Source organism: Ruminococcus sp. BSD2780120874_150323_B10 (genome assembly GCF_015553695.1).
Taxonomy (GTDB): Bacteria; Bacillota; Clostridia; order Oscillospirales; family Acutalibacteraceae; genus Ruminococcoides; species Ruminococcoides intestinale_A.
This window is the reverse complement of record NZ_JADNHD010000001.1, coordinates 38,993-57,191: the sequence shown is the minus strand read 5'-3', so window position 1 is coordinate 57,191 and position 18,199 is coordinate 38,993. Positions and strand designations below refer to the sequence as shown.

Annotated in this window: 12 protein-coding genes; 9 read left to right on the top strand and 3 right to left on the bottom strand. The window is 40.6% G+C overall.

All coding sequences use genetic code 11. The features are described 5' to 3' along the window. The 9 genes from I2E21_RS00250 (at position 1) to I2E21_RS00210 (ending at position 15,496) form a co-directional block, all read left to right on the top strand. The gene (locus I2E21_RS00250; protein ID WP_195410037.1) at positions 1 to 3,522 is read left to right on the top strand and encodes a DNA polymerase III subunit alpha; all 3,522 of its coding nucleotides are present in this window, start codon (positions 1 to 3) and stop codon (positions 3,520 to 3,522) included. Positions 3,523 to 3,692: 170 nt separating this feature from the next. Further along, on the top strand, positions 3,693 to 4,703 hold the full coding sequence (locus I2E21_RS00245) for an ABC transporter substrate-binding protein (RefSeq protein ID WP_195410036.1): 1,011 nt from the start codon (positions 3,693 to 3,695) through the stop codon (positions 4,701 to 4,703). 79 nt (positions 4,704 to 4,782) lie between these two features. Then, positions 4,783 to 5,763, top strand: a complete 981-nt coding sequence (locus I2E21_RS00240) for an ABC transporter permease (RefSeq protein ID WP_195410035.1) — start codon at positions 4,783 to 4,785, stop codon at positions 5,761 to 5,763. After that, positions 5,756 to 6,562 (top strand): ABC transporter ATP-binding protein, encoded by an 807-nt coding sequence (locus I2E21_RS00235; protein ID WP_186934661.1) that lies wholly within the window; start codon positions 5,756 to 5,758, stop codon positions 6,560 to 6,562. Before I2E21_RS00240 ends, I2E21_RS00235 begins: the two co-directional genes overlap by 8 nt. Before the next feature lie 259 nt (positions 6,563 to 6,821). Then, positions 6,822 to 7,391, top strand: coding sequence for a response regulator (locus I2E21_RS00230; protein WP_195410034.1), 570 nt, complete (start codon positions 6,822 to 6,824; stop codon positions 7,389 to 7,391). Positions 7,392 to 7,423: 32 nt separating this feature from the next. Next, complete coding sequence (locus I2E21_RS00225; RefSeq protein WP_186934663.1) at positions 7,424 to 8,503, top strand: carbamoyl phosphate synthase small subunit; 1,080 nt, start codon at positions 7,424 to 7,426, stop codon at positions 8,501 to 8,503. Positions 8,504 to 8,560: 57 nt separating this feature from the next. Continuing rightward, complete coding sequence (carB, locus tag I2E21_RS00220; protein ID WP_195410033.1) at positions 8,561 to 12,613, top strand: carbamoyl-phosphate synthase large subunit; 4,053 nt, start codon at positions 8,561 to 8,563, stop codon at positions 12,611 to 12,613. Positions 12,614 to 12,616: 3 nt separating this feature from the next. Beyond that, a complete protein-coding gene (locus I2E21_RS00215; RefSeq protein ID WP_022235519.1) occupies positions 12,617 to 14,239 on the top strand; it encodes a CTP synthase in 1,623 nt (540 codons plus the stop codon). A 75-nt stretch (positions 14,240 to 14,314) separates the two neighbouring features. Beyond that, positions 14,315 to 15,496, top strand: coding sequence for an LL-diaminopimelate aminotransferase (locus tag I2E21_RS00210; protein WP_195410032.1), 1,182 nt, complete (start codon positions 14,315 to 14,317; stop codon positions 15,494 to 15,496). 466 nt (positions 15,497 to 15,962) lie between these two features. Here the strand turns inward: I2E21_RS00210 and I2E21_RS00205 are convergent, their stop codons facing one another. The 3 genes from I2E21_RS00205 to I2E21_RS00195 form a co-directional block, all read right to left on the bottom strand. Beyond that, a complete protein-coding gene (locus tag I2E21_RS00205; protein ID WP_195410031.1) occupies positions 15,963 to 17,213 on the bottom strand; it encodes a chloride channel protein in 1,251 nt (416 codons plus the stop codon). Then, complete coding sequence (locus tag I2E21_RS00200) at positions 17,210 to 17,488, bottom strand: hypothetical protein (RefSeq protein WP_195410030.1); 279 nt, start codon at positions 17,486 to 17,488, stop codon at positions 17,210 to 17,212. Before I2E21_RS00200 ends, I2E21_RS00205 begins: the two co-directional genes overlap by 4 nt. Positions 17,489 to 17,568: 80 nt before the next feature. Continuing rightward, on the bottom strand, positions 17,569 to 17,802 hold the full coding sequence (locus I2E21_RS00195) for a hypothetical protein (RefSeq protein WP_195410029.1): 234 nt from the start codon (positions 17,800 to 17,802) through the stop codon (positions 17,569 to 17,571). Positions 17,803 to 18,199: the final 397 nt, after the last annotated feature.

The following is an 18,199-nucleotide window of genomic DNA, read 5'->3' as shown; positions in this document are numbered from 1 at the left end:
ATGGCTTTTACACATCTTCATAATCATACCGAATACAGCTTGCTTGACGGAGCAAGCAGAATAAACAAACTTGTGGAAACGGCAAAGGAAAAGGGACAAACCGCTCTTGCCATTACCGACCACGGTGTAATGTACGGCGTCATTGACTTTTACCGAGCCTGTAAAAAGCAGGGGATAAAGCCTGTTATCGGCTGTGAAGTTTATGTTGCGCCGCACTCTCGTTTTGACAAAACTTCGGCGTATGAAAAGTATTATCATATGGTGCTGCTTTGCGAAAATAACGAGGGCTATCAAAATTTAATTAAACTTGTTTCAAAAGGTTTTACCGAGGGCTTTTATTCAAAGCCGAGAATTGACGATGAGCTTTTGAAAGAATATCACAAGGGCCTAATCTGCCTTTCTGCCTGTCTTGCCGGTGAAATTCCGCAGAATCTGCTTGACGGAAACTATGACGGAGCAAAGCAGAAGGCTCTTTTTTATCAATCGCTTTTCGGTAAGGATAACTTTTTTATAGAACTTCAGGACCACGGCATAGAGGAGCAAAAACGAATTAATCCGCAGCTTATTCGCATTGCCGAAGAAATCGGTGCCGAACTTGTGGTTACAAACGACAGCCATTATATAGATAAAAAGGACAGCTTTACGCACAGTATTTTGCTTTGTATCCAGACCAATAAGACGGTAAATGATGTGGACAGAATGGAGTTTAAAACGAGCGAGTTTTACCTTAAAACAGAGGAAGAAATGCGCTCGCTCTTTCCAAATCTGCCGCAGGCATATGATAATACACAGAAAATTGCCGACCGCTGTAATGTTGAGTTTGAGTTCGGCGTGCGTAAACTGCCACGATTTGATGTGCCGAATAATGAAGATCATTACGAGTATTTTCGCCGAAAATGCTATGAGGGTCTTTACAGACATTACGGAGAAAATCCCGATAAGTCTTTGATTGACCGACTTGAATACGAACTTGCAACTGTTTCAAAAATGGGCTTTGTCGATTATTACCTTATCGTAAATGATTTTGTACAGTATGCAAAGAGTGAAAAAATCCCTGTCGGACCCGGCAGAGGTTCGGGTGCAGGTTCGCTTTGCGCCTATTGCATAGGAATTACAGCGATAGATCCGATCAAGTATAATCTTCTTTTTGAAAGATTTTTAAACCCTGAGCGTGTAAGTATGCCCGACTTTGATGTCGATTTCTGTACCGAGCGCCGAGGAGAAGTAATTGACTATGTAGTGCGTAAATACGGCACGGACAGAGTTGCGCAGATTATATCATTCGGTACTATGGCGGCAAGAGGCGCTATAAGAGATGTCGGCAGAGTGCTTGCAATTCCGTATGCCACGGTTGACTCGGTTGCCAAACTTGTACCTATGGAATTAAAGGTTACTATAGATTCCGCACTCAAGGCAAGTCCCGAATTAAGACATCGCTATGAAGAGGACGAACAGACAAAGAAATTGCTTGACATTGCAAAGAGCATTGAGGGAATGCCAAGACACGCTACAATGCACGCCGCAGGTGTAGTGATTACCGACCGTCCCGTATCTGATTATGTTCCGCTTTCAAAAAATGATGACAATGTGGTAACACAGTTTACCATGACCACACTTGAGGAGCTCGGTTTGCTCAAAATGGACTTTCTCGGACTTCGCAATCTTACGGTAATTGACTATGCGGATAAACAGATACGAAAAAATCATCCCGAGTACAATCCCGATAATATAAACGATAAAGACGAAAAAGTTTTTGCTATGATTTCTCAAGGCAATACGGAGGGTGTGTTTCAGTTTGAAAGCCAGGGTATGAAAAATGTTCTTATGCGACTAAAGCCCGATTCGATCGAGGATTTAATCGCCGTGGTTTCGCTTTATCGACCCGGACCTATGGACAGTATTCCCCGTTACATCGACTGCCGCCACAATCCATCGCACATTACCTATAAGCACCCGTTATTAAAGCCTATACTTGAGGTTACCTACGGCTGTATTGTCTATCAGGAACAGGTAATGCAGATTTTAAGAGTGCTTGCAGGTTTCAGTCTTGGCAGAGCGGATATTGTTCGCCGTGCCATGAGTAAAAAGAAAGCCGCAGAAATGGCAAAGCAAAGAGAGATTTTTCTTCACGGCATTACAGATGAAAACGGCAAAGTAATTGTTGACGGTTGTATTCGCAGAGGTATTGACGAGAAAATCGCCAATTCAATTTATGACGAAATCGAAAGTTTTGCTTCTTACGCTTTCAATAAGTCACACGCAGCGGCATATTCTATGATTTCATACAAAACCGCATATTTAAAATGTCATTATCCGCAGGAGTATATGGCGGCATTGCTCACAAGTGTGCTTGATAACCAAAACAAACTTGCAGCATATATAGGCGAATGTCAGCGGCTTGGAATAAAAGTTTTGCCTCCGAGTGTAAACGAAAGCGATCTCGGCTTTACTGTCAGCGGTAACAATATACGCTACGGATTGCTTGCAATCAAAAATCTCGGCAGAGCTTTTATTGATCAGATAATTAAAGAGCGCAGATTAAAGCCTTATACAAGCCTTTACGATTTTTGTAAAAGACTTTGCGGCAAAAATATGAACAGCCGTGCTATAGAAAGTCTTATAAAGTGCGGTGCGCTTGACGGACTTGGTGCTAACCGCAGACAACTGCTTGCAATAAGCAAAACCGTGCTTGACGATGTTGAATATGAGGCTAAAAAGAATCAAGGCGGACAGCTTTCGTTTTTTGATATGGGTGATGACAGTACAAAGGCTACATCAGAGCCCCAACTGCCTGATTTGAAAGAATTTTCGACTGATGAGCTTTTGAGAATGGAAAAGGAAATAGCAGGCATATACCTAAGCGGCCACCCTGCCGATAATTACAACCTTTATTCCGAGAGAATGAAAGCCGACAGAATAGGCGAAATTATAAATGACGAAACAGGACACTATCCCGACGGCAAGAAAGTGCTGATTGTAGGTATTATTTCCAAAGTGAAAACTCAACTTACCAAAAGCAACAAACTTATGGCTTTTATAAATGTAGAAGATAAGTACGGCATAATGGAAGCGGTTGTTTTTCCGAATGTGTATGAAAAAAGCACTATTCTTTTAAATGAAAACATACCCGTTATTATAAAAGGCACATTGAATTTTAAAGAAAACGAAGAACCGAAAATAATTTGCGACAGCATTGCAAAAGCCTTTAATAATGAGGAATGTAAAAATATGTCTGCCGCAAATTACGAACAAAACAGGGCAGCGGCAGAACATAAAAGCACATATCAAAAGCCTTATGTACCGCAGGCACTTTATTTGAGAATTGATGACCTTAATACGGATATGTACCGTCGAGCAAAGAGAGTTACGGATATTTTCGACGGCAGAACACCGATTATTTTTTATCTTACCGATTCAAAACGCAAGGTAAAAGCCCCTGCAAATATGTGGGTGAGCCTTAATGATGTTATGATAAAAGAGCTTAAACATCAGCTTGGTGATGAAAATGTAGCGGTAAAATAAACAAATTCTTTATAAAATCACTATCGAAAACATATAAATTCACCTTTTAGCTATTGCAAAATTCGTTTAATAGGTATATAATACTATATATGATATTCACTTTAACGCATAAAAACTTTAAAGCATATGTTTGTTTAAGTACTAAAGTGAAAACGGGAGGACGAATTTTTATGAAAATGACAAAAAGAATTTTGGCAACCGCAACAGCAGCGCTTACAGTAACAGCTGCACTCGCAGGCTGTACAGGCGGTACTTCATCAACAACTTCAAAAGCTGCTCCTTCACAGGCAGATGCAAACAAAGTATATAATATCGGTATTTGTCAGCTTGTTCAGCATGAGGCTCTTGACGCCGCAACTAAGGGCTTTAAAGACACTCTTACTGAAAAACTCGGCGCAGACAAGGTTAAGTTTGACGAGCAGAACGCACAGGGCGATTCGGCTACTTGCGCTACAATCTGTAACCAGTTTGTTTCTTCAAATTATGACCTTATTCTCGGTAACGGTACTGCGGCTCTTCAGGCTGCATACACGGCAACACCGTCTATTCCTATTCTCGGTACTTCGATTACAGACTATGGCACAGCTCTTGATATGGCAGAGTGGACAGGCGTTTCGGGTATGAATGTATCCGGTACAACAGACCTTGCTCCGCTTGACAAGCAGGCTGATATGCTCAAGGAACTTTTCCCTGACGCTAAAACAATCGGTATTCTCTATTGCTCGGCAGAGGCTAACTCAAAATATCAGAGCGATACAATCACACCTTTCTTTGAGAGTGCGGGCTACACTGTAAAGACATATTCATTTGCAGATTCAAACGATGTTGCGGCTGTAGCAAAGACAGCTTGTGACGAAAACGATGTTCTTTACATTCCTACAGATAACACAGCGGCTTCAAATACAGGTATTATCGACAATACGGCTACAGCTGCAAAAACTCCTATCATCGCAGGTGAAGAGGGTATTTGTAAGGGCTGCGGTGTTGCAACACTTTCTATCAGCTACTATGAACTTGGTCAGAAAACAGGCGAGATGGCTTATGATATTCTTGTAAACGGTGCCGATATAACTTCTTTGAAAGTTGAGTCAGCTCCTAATGTTACCAAGAAATATGTAAAGAGCCGTTGCGATGCTTACGGAATTAAAATTCCTGACGATTATGAGGCTATTGAGGAGTAATAATCCTTAATTTATAAATTAAAAAACGGTGGGGTGCCGTGAAAGCGACACCCCAATCTTTTATGTATTGGTGGTTTTTATGGAATTTTTAGCAGAATACTTCGGTTCTCTTAATCCTGCAAACTTTCTTGCGGCTTTGCCGGGTAATATTGCGCAGGGTATTATCTGGGGACTTATGGGTCTTGGTGTTTTTATTACCTACAAACTTTTGAATTTTGCCGACCTTAGCGTTGACGGTTCTTTTGCAACAGGCGGTGCGGTTACCGCTGTTATGCTTATTAACGGCTGTTCTGTATGGGTAGCGCTTATAGTTGCTATTCTTGCGGGCATTGCGGCAGGTCTTATAACGGGACTTTTACATACTTTGCTCGGTATTCCCGATATTCTTGCAGGTATTCTTACGCAGATTGCGCTTTATTCAATCAACTTGAACATTATGGGAAGGTCAAATCTTCCTATCAGCTACAGAAACTATGCGCTTGTAATTTCCGCAAGCGATATTAATTTATCAATTATCATCGCCCTCGGAATTGCGGCTATTGTTATTGCGGCTATGTATTGGTATTTCGGAACAGAACAGGGCTCTACAATCCGTTCAACAGGTTCAAACCCTGCTATGAGTAAGGCACAGGGCATTAATATCAATGTCGCAAAAGTAATTGCACTTGCGCTTTCAAACGGTCTTGTTGCTCTTGCAGGCTCACTTTTTGCACAGTACCAGGGCTTTGCAGACATCAATATGGGCAGAGGTGCTATCGTAATCGGTCTTGCCGCAGTTATTATCGGTGAAGTCCTCGGCGAGGCTATCTTCCGTAAGCGTATGAACTTTGTTGTAAAAATGCTCTTCGTTATTGTGGGCGGTATTCTTTATTATATTGCAATGGGTATTGTTCTTTGGCTCAAGATGCCGACAGACGATACAAAGCTCTTCACAGCAATTATAGTTGCAATCTTCCTTGCAGTACCTTATTTACAAAAGAAGAGTAAAACCTCCTTTAAAAAGGTAGCTAAAATGAATTTAAAGGCTAACAAGGCAAACGGAGGCAGTGAAAATGCTTGATATTATTAATATTCACAAAACCTTTAATAAAGGCACAATAAATGAGAAGGTTGCACTTGACGGTGTAACACTTCACTTAAACGAAGGCGATTTCTGTACAATAATCGGCGGCAACGGTGCGGGTAAGTCAACTACACTTAATGCCGTTGCCGGTGTATGGCCTGTTGACAGCGGTCAGATTCTTATTGACGGCGTAGATGTAACGGGACTTCCCGAGCATAAAAGGGCAAAGTATCTCGGCAGAGTTTTCCAAGACCCTATGACAGGTACTGTTGCCGATATGGAAATTTTGGAAAACCTTGCCCTTGCGGCAAGAAGAGGCAAGAAAAGAGGTCTTAGCTGGGGCGTTAAGAAATCCGAAAAAGAAGAATACAGAACACTTTTAAAGCAGTTTGAACTCGGTCTTGAGGACAGAATGACATCAAAGGTAGGTCTTCTTTCGGGCGGACAGCGTCAGGCAATCACCCTTTTAATGGCTACAATCAATAAGCCTAAACTTTTGCTTCTTGACGAGCATACAGCGGCGCTTGACCCTAAGACTGCGGCAAAGGTGCTTGAACTGAGCGATAAGATTATTGCCGAAAATAACCTTACAGCCCTTATGGTTACACATAATATGCACGATGCGATTGTGCACGGTAACCGCCTTATTATGATGGGCAACGGAAAGGTTATACTTGATATTTCAGGTGAAGAAAAGAAAAAACTCACCGTTGACGACCTCTTGCAGAAGTTTGAAAAGGCGAGCGGTTCTAAACTTGAAAATGACAGAATGCTTTTGAGCAAAGGCGAAAAATAAGATTTTGTTTTTGTCAAATTTGATTAAAATTTTATTTCACAGCAACGGGGCTGTTTCATCTTCACAAATGAAACAGCCTTTTTGTAAATACTTTATAATTTTCATCATTTTTTAATTTTTATGTAACTATTTTGCGATACAAGAATTGTAATTGTCGAAATCAATAAAAAAATATATTATAATTCCTTTATGTAAATTAGAATACTCCGAAATCTTGTAAAATATGATGTTGAAGATAAGTGACTGAGGTGATAAGGTTATGAAAAAAGCTTTAATTATTTCTCACTCTGTGCAAAGTGCCGAGGCTCTTTCACAGCTGCTTAAAATTGAGTATTTTACGCAGATTTCTATTGCTGATAATTCTAAAACAGCAAAAAAACTTGTTGAGAACGATGAGTTTGACCTTATCTGTATTAATGCACCTCTTGCAGAGGAAAGCGGTATTGAGCTTTCCATGCATTTTGCGAGAGTAACCCGTTCAAGCGTGGTTATTATTGTTCCTCAAAAAAACGCAGACGATGTAAACGATGCTTTGACCGAGCACGGTGTGCTTGTAATAGCCAAACCTATTAATAAGCATTTGTTTCATCACTATTTGCAGTTTACGGAATGTTTCAGAATGAGAATGTTGACCGTAAACGAGGAAAATGAAAAGCTCCGCCATATTGTGGAGGATATGAAGATAATAAACAGAGCCAAGCTTCTGCTTATTACCTGCCTTAATATGACAGAACAGGAAGCGCATCGCTACCTTGAAAAACAGGCGATGGATATGAGAATGAGCAAAATGCAGATTGCAATGCAGGTTATTAAAACTTACGAAAACTAATTATGCAAAATTTCTGAAAGGAATGTGTGTTTATGAGCCGTAAAGCATATTTGATACTTGAAAACGGAACTGTTTTTGAGGGCAAATCATTTGGTGCAGAAAAAGAAACTATGGGAGAATTGGTTTTTACTACAGCTATGACCGGTTATCTTGAAACACTCACCGACCCTTCTTATTTCGGTCAGGTGGTTATTCAGACTTTCCCTTTAATCGGTAACTATGGTGTAATTCCCTCTGATTTCGAGAGCAAAGTGCCCTCACTCAGAGGTTATATTGTAAGAGAATGGTGCCAAGCTCCCTCTAACTTCCGTTGTGAGGGCGATCTTGACACCTTTTTAAAAGAGTCGGATATTCCGGGCATCTATGGACTCGACACCAGAGCGCTTACAAGAATTGTTCGTGAGTATGGTGTGCTTAACTGCAAAATCGCTTATTCGGGCGAAGTTACCGAAGAAGAGCTTGCAGAGATTAAGGCTTATAAAATCGAACAGGCTGTAGAGAGCACAACAATCAGCGAAAAAGAAGAATTCAAAGCTGAAAACGGCGACCTCAATGTTGTTCTTATGGATTTCGGTGCAAAGCACAACATAGGCAGAGAGCTTGTTAAGCGTGGCTGCAATGTTACGGTAGTACCTGCTCATACAACAGCAGAGCAGATTAAAGCTATGAATCCTGACGGCATTATGCTTTCAAACGGTCCGGGAGATCCATCAGACAACACTGCAATTATTGCCGAGCTTAAAAAGCTTTGCGAATATAAAATTCCTACATTCGGTATCTGCTTAGGACATCAGCTTTTGGCACTTAGCCAGGGCGCTAAGACAGAAAAACTTAAATACGGCCACAGAGGAGCTAACCAACCTGCAAAAGAGGTTGAGACAGGCAGAGTTTACATTACTTCACAGAACCACGGCTATGCTGTTGTAAGCGACAGTATGCCTGAAAATGCTGTAGAGAGTTTTGTAAACGGCAATGATGATACTTGTGAGGGTGTTAAGTATACAAATATGCCTGCTTTCTCTGTTCAGTTCCACCCGGAGGCTTGCGGCGGTCCGCACGACACAGCGTTTTTGTTTGACCGTTTCATTGATTTGATGAAAAACAACAAATAAAACTATCCATAATTTATATACGAATTTGATTTTTAAATAAGGATAAGGAATGATTTTATGCCACTTAAAAGCAACATTAAAAGAGTTATGGTAATCGGTTCGGGTCCGATTGTAATCGGTCAGGCTGCTGAATTTGACTACGCAGGCACACAGGCTTGCCGTGCGCTTAAGGAAGAGGGACTTGAGGTTATTCTCGTAAACTCTAACCCTGCTACCATTATGACAGATAATGCAATGGCTGATAAAATTTATATCGAGCCGCTTACACTTGAAACAGTTAAAAGAATTATTAAAAAAGAGCGTCCCGACAGCCTTCTTTCCACACTCGGCGGTCAGACAGGTCTTACACTTTCTATGCAGCTTGCAAAGGAAGGTTTCCTCGATAAATACGGAGTTCAGCTCCTCGGCGCTAATCCCGAAACAATTGACAAGGCAGAGGACAGACAGATGTTCAAGGACACAATGCTCGAAATCGGACAGCCTGTTATTCCGTCACTCGTTGTAAACGATGTTGAGTCTGCAGTAAAATTTGCAGATGAAATCGGCTACCCTGTAATTATTCGTCCTGCATTTACACTCGGCGGTACAGGCGGCGGTATCGTAAATGATGAGGAAGAATTAAGAGAGATTACTTCAAACGGTCTTGAGCTTTCACCGATTACACAGGTTCTTGTAGAGAAATGTATTTCGGGTTGGAAAGAAATAGAGTTTGAGGTAATGCGTGACAGCGACGGCAATGTTATTACTGTCTGCTCAATGGAGAACTTTGACCCTGTCGGCGTACATACAGGCGACAGTATCGTTATTGCTCCTACCGTTACTCTTGCAGATAAAGAGTATCAGATGCTCAGAAGTGCGGCGCTCGATATTATCTCTGCCTTAAAGGTAGAGGGTGGCTGTAACTGCCAGTTCGCACTTAATCCGGAAACATTTGATTATGCCGTAATCGAGGTAAACCCAAGAGTTTCCCGTTCATCTGCTCTTGCGTCAAAGGCAACAGGTTATCCTATTGCAAAGGTAGCGGCTAAGATTGCTATCGGTTACACACTTAATGAAATCAAGAATGCCGTAACGGGTACAACATACGCTTGCTTTGAGCCTGCTCTCGACTATGTTGTAGTTAAATTCCCAAAATGGCCGTTCGATAAATTTGTATATGCAAACCGCACACTCGGTACTCAGATGAAAGCAACAGGCGAGGTTATGGCTATTGCTCCTACATTTGAGCAGGCTATTATGAAGGCTGTAAGAGGTGCAGAGATTTCTCACGATACACTCGATGATAAGGAATTTGCTCAACTTTCAAATGCGTCTGTTTACGACAGATTAAGCGTTTGCGATGATAAGAGAATTTTCTGCGTATATGAGGCACTCAAGAGAGGCATTACTGTAGAGCAGATTCACGAAGTTACACTTATTGACGAGTGGTTCTTGGAGAAACTCAAGAATATCATTGCTGTTGAGAATGAGCTTAAAAACAGCGAGCTTACAGATGACCTCTACTACAGAGCAAAGAGAATGGGATTCCTTAACAGAACTATTGAGGCTATTACAGGTAAGAAATGCGAAAAGAACCTTTTGCCTGTATATAAAATGGTTGATACCTGCGCCGCTGAATTTGAGGCACAGACACCTTACTTCTACTCAACCTTTGATAAGGAAAACGAGGCAGAAGAGTTTATTAAAAATAATAAATCAGATAAAAAGACAGTAATCGTATTCGGTTCAGGCCCTATCAGAATCGGTCAGGGTATCGAATTTGACTATGCGTCGGTTCACTGCGTATGGGCACTTAAAAAGGCAGGCTATGATGTTGTTATCGTAAACAACAACCCTGAAACCGTATCTACCGACTTCGACACTGCCGACAGACTTTACTTTGAGCCGCTTACAACAGAAGATGTTATGGGTATCATCAATACAGAAAAGCCATACGGTGTTGTAGTAGCATTCGGCGGTCAGACAGCTATCAAACTTACAAAGCATATGAGCGACTGCGGTGTTAATATTCTCGGTACTTCATATGATGCCATTGATATGGCAGAGGACAGAGAGCGTTTTGACGAACTCCTTGAGAAATACCACATTAAGCGTCCGAGAGGCGTAACGGTTATGACAACCGATGAGGCTCTTGAGGTTGCCGAAACAATCGGCTATCCTGTACTTCTCCGTCCGTCTTATGTACTTGGCGGTCAGAATATGATTATCGCATTTAACGAGGCTGATGTTAAGGAGTATATGGCTATTATTCTTGCACAGAATATAGAGAACCCAATCCTTATTGATAAATACTTACAGGGTACAGAGCTTGAAGTTGACGCTATATGTGACGGTGAGGATATTCTCATTCCGGGTATTATGGAGCATATTGAGAGAGCCGGTATCCATTCCGGTGACTCAATCGCTGTATATCCTGCTTGGAATATTTCTGACAAGATGACACAGACAATCATTGAAAGTTCTAAGAACCTTGCTATTGAGTTACAGACAAAGGGCCTTGTAAATATTCAGTACCTTATCTATAACGATGAGCTTTATGTAATTGAGGTAAATCCCCGTTCATCAAGAACAATTCCTTATATCAGTAAGGTTACAGGCGTACCTATGGTTGACCTCGCTACAAGAGCAATGCTCGGCGAAAAGCTCAAGGATATGGGTTACGGCACAGGTCTTTACAGAAAGAGCCCTTACATTGCAGTAAAAGTTCCGGTATTCAGCTTTGAAAAGCTTATCAATGTTGATAACCACCTCGGACCTGAAATGAAGTCAACAGGTGAAGTTCTCGGTGTTGCAGGTACTCTTGAAGAGGCTCTTTATAAGGGACTTATCGGTGCAGGTTACAAGATGAAGAAAAACGGCGGTGTATTTATTACTGTTCGTAATTCCGATAAGGCAGAAATCGGCGAAATTGCCAAGAAGTATTATGACCTCGGCTTTAAGATTTATGCTACAGAGGGTACAGCAGCCGTACTTAAGAAATACGGTATTGACGCTGTTGCCGTAAAGAAGATTCACGAGTGCAAGACAGACAACACACTCACACTTATTGAGTCGGGTAAGATTCAGTATGTAATTTCAACTTCCGCAAAGGGCAGAATTCCGTCAAGAGATTCTGTTAAAATCCGCAGAAAGACAGTTGAGAGAAACATTCCTTGTCTTACAGCTCTTGATACCGCAAACGCACTTGCGGATTGCCTTAAGAGCCATTATTCACAGCACAGTACAGAGCTTATAGATATTAACCATATGAGGGATGAAAAAGAAATGCTTAAATTTACAAAGATGCAGGGCATCGGTAATGACTATATTTATTTCAGCACTTTTGATCAGGAAATCAACAATCCGGAGGCTCTCTCTGTAAGACTTTCAGACAGACACTTCGGTATCGGCGGCGATGGTATTATTCTTGTTTGCCCATCTAAGGTTGCTGACGCTAAGATGAAGATGTACAACCTTGACGGTTCAGAGGGTAAGATGTGCGGTAACGGTATCCGTTGCGTGGGTAAGTTCCTCTATGACCACGGTATGGTTGATTACAAGGAGAAAGACGAAATCACAATTGAAACTCTTTCAGGTATCAAGAGCCTTAAGGCTTACACAACCAACGGTGAGGTAACAAGCCTTAGAGTAGATATGGGCAAGGCAATTCTTGATCCAAAGGAAATCCCTGTTGCTATGAATAAGGACAAGATTGTAAACGAGCCTGTTACAATCGGCGACAAGGAATACAACATTACCTGCGTATCTATGGGTAATCCACACTGCGTTGTATTTATGGATGACATTGACAATCTTGACATTGAAAAGATTGGTCCTATGTTTGAAAACGATAAACTCTTCCCGGAGAGAGTTAATACAGAATTTGTTACAGTTCTTGACGACCATACAATCAAGATGAGAGTATGGGAGAGAGGTTCAGGCGAAACATGGGCTTGCGGTACAGGCGCTTGTGCGGTAGCTGTTGCGGCTTGTGAAAACGGCTTCTGCAAAAAGGGCGACGATATTAAAATCAAGCTCAAGGGCGGTGACCTTGTCATCAATTACACAGACGAAACCGTATATATGACAGGTAACGCCGAAAAAGTATTTGAAGGAGAGATTGAGGTATAATTTATGGCTAATCATACTGAAAAAAAAGCTAAAAAATATATATTTGTAACAGGCGGCGTAGTATCCGGTCTTGGTAAGGGTATTACAGCAGCTTCTCTCGGCAGACTCCTTAAGGCAAGAGGCCTTAAGGTAGTCGCTCAAAAACTTGATCCGTACATCAATGTTGACCCAGGTACAATGAGCCCGTATCAGCACGGTGAGGTTTATGTAACTGAGGACGGCGCAGAAACCGACCTCGACCTCGGTCACTATGAGCGTTTTATTGACGAAGACCTCAACAAGTATTCAAATCTTACAACAGGTAAGGTTTATTCAAATGTACTTGAAAAAGAGCGTCACGGCGATTACCTCGGCAAAACAGTACAGGTAATCCCACACATTACAAATGAAATTAAGTCTTTTATTTACAATGTAGGTGAAAAGACTGACGCCGATATTGTAATTACGGAAATCGGCGGTACAGTAGGCGACATTGAAAGCCAGCCTTTCCTTGAGTCAATCCGTCAGGTTTCGCTTGAAGTCGGCAGAGAAAACAGTATTTTCATTCATGTTACACTTGTTCCGTACATTAAGGGCAGTGAAGAGCATAAATCAAAGCCGACACAGCATTCGGTTAAGGAACTCCGTTCACTCGGTATCAACCCTGATATTATTGTTCTTCGTTGTGACGAACCGCTTGAAGAGAGTATCTTTAAGAAAATTGCTTTGTTCTGTAATGTAAAGCCTGACTGTGTAATTGAGAACATTACACTTCCGACTCTTTATCAGGCACCGCTTATGCTTGAAGAGAGCAACTTCTCAAATGTTGTTTGCCGTGAACTTAACATAGCTACAGACAAAACACCTGACCTTACAGAGTGGAAAGAAATGCTTGAAAGAATCAATAACCGTTCAAAGAAATGCAAAATTGCTCTTTGCGGTAAATATGTTGCACTTCACGACGCATACCTTTCAGTAGCCGAGGCACTTCGTCACGCAGGTTACGAAAATTCCGCTGATGTTGAAATCAAGTGGGTTGACTGTGAGCTTATCACAAAGTATTCGGCAGATGACCTTTTAGGCGATGTTGACGGTATTCTTGTTCCGGGCGGCTTTGGCAACAGAGGTGTTGAAGGTAAGGTAATGGCTGCAAAATATGCTCGTGAGCACGATATTCCGTACCTCGGTATCTGCCTTGGTATGCAGACAGCAGTAATTGAATTTGCTAAGCATGTACTCGGATATGAGGATGCAAACAGCGGTGAGTTTGCTCCGGAGGGCAAGCACAATGTAATCGACCTTATGCCTGAACAGCTCGGTATTGAAGATATGGGCGGTACAATGCGCCTCGGTGCTTATCCTTGCGTTATCAAGAAAGGCTCAATTATGGAAAGAGCTTACGGTAAGCCTGAAGTACAGGAGCGCCACCGTCATCGTTATGAATTTAATAATGATTACAGAGAAGAAATTGAAAAGGCAGGTATGATTATTACAGGTACATCACCTAACGGTATGCTTGTTGAGGCAGTTGAAATTCCTGCCAATAAGTTCTACATCGGTGTTCAGTATCACCCTGAATTTAAGTCCCGTCCTAACAGAGCACATCCGCTTTTCAGAGAGTTTATTAAGGCTTCGCTTGATAAGTGATTTTGGAATTTTCTTGGTTTTGGCAATTATTTGTCACTAACCTTTTGCCCATATATCAGAAAAGGATTGATAATAATGCAGATTAACAGAAATTTTGACAACCTCGTGCCAAACTATCTTTTTGCAGAGGTTGCATCAAGAACAAATAAGTATATGCAGGAACACCCTGACAAGAAGGTAATTAAGCTCGGTATCGGCGATGTAACACTTCCGCTTGCTCCTGTTGTAATTGAGGCTATGAAAAAGGGCGCAGAAGACCTTGCACATAAGGATACATTCAAGGGTTATCCTGACTATGAGGGTTACGCTTTCCTCAGAGAGGCAATCTCTAACTACTATGCAGGTTTTGGCGTAACAGTTGGCGCAAACGAAGTCTTTGTATCAGACGGTGCAAAGTCAGACTGCGGCAACATTGGCGATATTTTCGGCAAGGATAATGTTGTACTCGTTACAGACCCTGTTTACCCTGTATATGTTGACTCAAACATTATGGCAGGCAGAAAGATTGTTTATGCTAACTCAAACCGTGAGAATAACTTTGCGGCTCTTCCTGATGAGAATGTAAAGGCTGACATCATCTATCTCTGTTCACCTAATAACCCAACAGGTTCAGCCTATACAGCTGACGAGTTAAAGCAGTGGGTTGACTATGCAATCAAGAATGACGCTATCATTCTCTATGATGCAGCATATGAGGCATTTATTACAGAGGATCTCCCTCGTTCAATTTTCGCAATTGAGGGTGCAAGAAAGTGCGCAATTGAGATGTGCTCACTTTCAAAGACAGCAGGCTTTACAGGTACAAGATGCGGCTACACAATCATTCCGAGAGAGCTTGAGCGTGACGGTCACAACATCTACAATACTTGGTATCGCCGTCAGGCAACTAAGTTTAACGGCGTTTCTTGGCCTGTACAGTGTGCAGCTGCCGCTGTATTCAGTGAAGAGGGTCAGAAGCAGATTAAGGAGAATATTTCTTACTACCAGGATAATGCAAAAATTATCTCATCAGCTATGGATGAACTCGGCATTTATTATACAGGCGGTAAGAACTCACCGTATATTTGGCTCAAGTGCCCTAATGATATGGGCAGCTGGGAATTCTTTGACCTCCTTCTTAACGAGGCTAATGTAGTAGGTACTCCGGGTGAGGGCTTTGGTAAGAACGGTGCAGGTTACTTCCGTCTTACTTCATTCGGTGACAGAGAAAACACAATTGAGGCAGTTGAAAGAATTAAGAAGTTACTTTCTAAGTAATTTTATTTCTGCCAAAGTATAGTGATTATTTGAATTTTAAAGGTGCTGTAAAAGAACAGCCCAAATAAAAAATGACTGCATTCTAACCGAAAGGTAGGAATGCAGTCATTTTTCTGTAATGGAATATCTTTGAGTTTGACTTGTCCGTTTTCATAAATATATACACTGCCTCTGCAATAAGGGCATCGGATTGACTGCGTTGACCTTACGCTCTCCAAAAACAGTACGCTTTTATCTTTATTATGGCTGACTCCTATATGTGTTCCTTGAAATCCTTTACTTTAAAATTCGACTTTGATGTCATCTAAAAAGAGCATAGGTTTCTCTCCTCCGTTGTTTGTCTTGTCAACTACAATTCCGGAGCTTCCTATGCTCTTTTTCAATATTTACTTTTGATTATCCACATTTTTCCGTGATGATGGAAAAAAGGAATCAAATTTTTGAAGTTTTGATTCCTTTTTGCTATTTATTTGTTTTGATGTTTATTTTTATTTAATACTTTCCCTACCACCAAACTGCTCAAAAAAGCCGCAAGCAAAATCCATGGAAGAATTCTTGCATCGAAGCAGAGTAGGAGAAGTACGGTTACTGCAAGAGGTTTTCGCATTGTAACACCGAGAAGTGCGGCGGTAATTACTGCTGCGCAAAATGCGGTATCAAGTCCCATAAGTAGGGCTACACCAAAGCCGATGCTCACTCCGCAGAAAATAACGGGGAAGAAATGACCGCCTTTCCATCCTGATTTAATGCAAACATTTGTTATTACAAGTTTTAATAATCCTGAAATTATCAGTATCCACGGCGCAAATTCTCCAATTCCGTTATTTATCTCGTTAATGCTGTCTTCACCCGAAAACATCACAAGCGGAAGGTATGTACCGAAAATTCCAAGAATAATTCCGCCGAGTGTGGTGCTTATTATTATTCCTAAACTGCTCTGAATTTTATCAAATAAAATTTTGAGCAGTTTTTCTGATATTATAAATAAAAGTCCAGCTAAAGTGCCGAGAAGTGCAAGAGGAATACCCCATAGTCTTTCAGTATTTGTAATGTTGTATTCGCCTATTCTCGGTAATCCCATACTGCCGCCGAAAGCTTGATTCAGTAAAAATATTGTTCCTGTTGCAAACAGCACAGCTACGATATTTGAAATTAATTTGCCTGTGCGTATATCGGTTGCTTTGTCTTGGGTATCTAATTGTTCTTCATTTGCTGCGGCAAGACCGAAAAGCGGTGCATAAAAAATAGCTGTTAATGTGGCGCTCACACCTGTTTGCATAAGTTCGGGTATCTTACTTTGTGCATTCTTCATATGATTGCCTGCCCAGTAACAAAGTCCGACAATAACTCCTGTAAGTCCTGCTTCCGGTCCGATACTGCCGCCGAAAAGCAGTGGAATAAGTGCGGAAATACAAAGCAACAGCACTTTATTGTACGGATAAAATTTATCTCGCTTAACTTTTTTCATTACTTCTTCAAGCTCGTCGGGGACTGCTTTTGAGATTTTTTGATATATTCCAAGCAGTATTCCGCCGATTGTACAAACTGCAAGAGGATAATATGTAAAATTAATATATGATGGAACAGTTTCCCATATAAAGCTGATTCCAAGGCTTATTAATTTAAGAAATAGCCATACTATACAGGCTATTACCGCACCGCTGAACCCGCAAAAAAGATAATAGATGAAATTGTTGGCAAGTGTACTTTTTTTCATATGTTGCCCTCCGTATTAAAATTATATGATTTCTTTTGAGTGTTGTAATACGCAATTGTGTCTATATTGTCAAGTATAAATTGTTGGACATTGCTGTCATATAAAACGACTTTATATGAACCGTACATCCTCAAGCGTTCCTGTGTTGTGATGCCGAGTTGAATACCGTTTTCAGTTGGGATTTTATGATTTTTACCGTTTTCGTCTGCAAAATATTCAAGCATATTAATTTTTATAAGCCAATTAGTTATGCTTGTTGTTTTAATTCCTTTCATTTCCTCTGTATCAATCAAATTGTTAAGCTTTTTGGTAATTTCGGTAACTGTAATTGGGTTATCATCAAAAACATAATCTGCTAATTGCTGCGGTGTAACAGAAAAGGAAATTTTATTGTTTTTCTTTTTTGCGGATTGTTGTTATTTTCAATTAAATTTCTAAGTACATCGGAAACATAAAAAAGACATCTTGAAATATGTATATTATTTATAGTATCGTTTTCTGACGCCAATTCATTGGTTATTGGATTTATTCCGTTGGCGAGTTTGTCAAGATATGATTTTGCTTTTAAAAGTTTTTCGCTTTCGTTCAAGTTAATCACCTGCTGCAGCTTTTATTGGGTAGTATGTATTTAAAATTATACCATATTGATATAGAATATTGCAATAAATTAGAGAAAAATATCGAAAATTTAGCTAATATGTTATATTTAAGTGCTGAAAGAAACTTTGTCGTGAAACTATATAATAGCTATTATTGGTGATGAAAGTGCAATTCAGCCTAAGTGTTTTGTTTATTAGGTCGAGAGATGTATTGCAAATTGAGATAAGCAAATATTTAAACATAATTATATTTTATTAGATAACTATGATAAAACGGTTGCCGAGATCGGATAGTGGTATAGACTATGATTTATAGCATTTATATAAGATTTTTATATCGCAATAATTTAATATAATATAAAATAATATTGTATATGATATGACCCC